The following is a 1821-nucleotide window of genomic DNA, read 5'->3' on the forward strand; positions in this document are numbered from 1 at the left end:
GTAGGTTTGTGTGAGTTTGAGTACTTGTTGGAAATTGAGTCTTTTAGCTTTCATACCGGAGAGGATAGGCTTTTTTTATGGTGTTGGCAATTTTCAAACAGCCTCAAATTGCTGTGCCCAAAAAAAAAGAGATATGAGGTAAAATTGGTCGGGAGTGTCCACCCTCCTTTAGGTTTAAGGCTTGAAATTTTTACACACTTGGGTGGACACTCCTTCTCCAGGAGGTACTCCTAATGACTTACACAAAATTCTTGACACAACCGTAGAAGTTGAGAGTAGTTTCTAAATTAATTAATCATAACTTTCTATTAGTTGAAGCCGCTCAAGCTCAGATAACTTCTGAAGTAGTAAATTCTCAAAGTTTCTAACGTTCAATTCTTTTAACATTTCATCTACTATAGCAATCAAATAATATTTGCTACTCTTTATAAGCCAAAGGCGAAAAGCACCAAATTTAACATTAATTGAAGAAACTTCATAATTAAGAAGTTTCTTCAAAAGTATTAGAGCATTCTCACTAATACTTTCCGTTATAACTCTATCTGAAAGTCTGAAAAGATTTAACAAATTTTGTGCATCTTCCTCCTGAAAAAAACAGTCTTTTACAATACTATAAACACAAACTCCTTTTTCATCAAAAACCATCAAAATTTCCAGAAAATCTTTTTTCCTTAAATCAGAAAAAATATAATCTATACGCTGTGGAATATTTTCTTTCCCTTTTTCAAAAAACCATTTCATTTCGTTTTCTCCTCTAGAAAATATCCATACTTTCTATCTTTACTTATGGAAAGAAACAGCTTTTCTACTTCCGACAAATAACGCAGTTTTTTTCTTAATCGAGACAGTAAAACAGGAAGAGAATTTTCCTTAGATATTCCCTTAAACTTTATTTCCTTAACATATTTCCTATTTTCTTCCCATGACATAAAAAGATGTCTGAGTAATTCAGATTCGGCATCTGAAAGCTTGCATTTTTTTTCTGTGTTTACAACAAAAATACTCTTTGAAGGAAAATCAACTTCCAAAATTCTCTTATCCGATAAAAAAATTCTCTTCTTAGGTAGGAATAATAAAAATTCCATGAACTCAAAAGAAAAATGCTCATACTTATCAATATAAGCTATTTCTACTGTTGAATGCCCAAAAATATTCCTTATTAACTTCGAAACATTCTCTTTTTTCAAATCTTCAACAGAAGAAGTAATAGTAAAAAACTTCAACCATATAGATAACTCTTCCTTATATTTTCTAATTTCATCAGTAAAATAAGTATAATTATACTCATTTATTTCGAAATATATAAAATCATAATCACAAATGTTACATTTAGAAACAACATAACCTACAGAATCCACCCTTTTCATCTCAAAAAAAACCGGAAACTCTAATCTAAGTTTAGAGTACATAGATAGTAGAGCTACGTTATCACCCCACACTAAGAATCTATAAAGAAACTTCATACCTTTTTACCCCTACTTTGCCCAATAAAAACTCTTCTGTCAAAACGAACCGCAACCAATAACCGCTTCGTTATATCCCCTATCCCGAATTCATCACCAGAAACATATTGGCTATCGCAACCTTAAACACCAGTTTGGTCTAACCCCCTAAAAATTGTACAATCCTCAACCAACATTAGCCAATATCTCCTGACGGGAACCGAGGTACTCTAAATACTTCTCCCTCGGAGCCTTATAACCTATGCCACCGTGTATTCTCTCATTGTTGTAAAACTCAACGTACTCAGAAACCAACCTTCTCATCTCCTCAAAATCCTCAATCTCAAACCGTTGAAATACTTCCCTTTCAAGGCAAGAG

3 protein-coding genes are annotated in these 1821 nt (G+C 32.8%); all 3 read right to left on the bottom strand.

All coding sequences use genetic code 11. From position 1 onward, the window contains the following. Window positions 1-291: 291 nt before the first annotated feature. Window positions 292-741, bottom strand: coding sequence for a hypothetical protein (locus tag ABGX27_01330; protein MEO2068137.1), 450 nt, complete (start codon window positions 739-741; stop codon window positions 292-294). Next, window positions 738-1463 (bottom strand): hypothetical protein, encoded by a 726-nt coding sequence (locus ABGX27_01335; GenBank protein ID MEO2068138.1) that lies wholly within the window; start codon window positions 1461-1463, stop codon window positions 738-740. The genes ABGX27_01330 and ABGX27_01335 overlap by 4 nt, the downstream gene beginning before the upstream one ends. A gap of 165 nt (window positions 1464-1628) precedes the next feature. Then, a partial coding sequence (locus tag ABGX27_01340; GenBank protein ID MEO2068139.1) for an IS3 family transposase occupies window positions 1629-1821 on the bottom strand: 193 nt, incomplete at its 5' end.

Source organism: Desulfurobacteriaceae bacterium (assembly GCA_039832905.1).
Lineage (GTDB): Bacteria > Aquificota > Aquificia > Desulfurobacteriales > Desulfurobacteriaceae > Desulfurobacterium.

What these genes read in the sequence shown, in the direction of transcription:
- ABGX27_01330 (MEO2068137.1), bottom strand. Translation starts at nt 741, where the DNA reads ATGAAATGGTTTTTTGAAAAAGGGAAAGAAAATATTCCACAGCGTATA.
- ABGX27_01335 (MEO2068138.1), bottom strand. Translation starts at nt 1,463, where the DNA reads ATGAAGTTTCTTTATAGATTCTTAGTGTGGGGTGATAACGTAGCTCTA.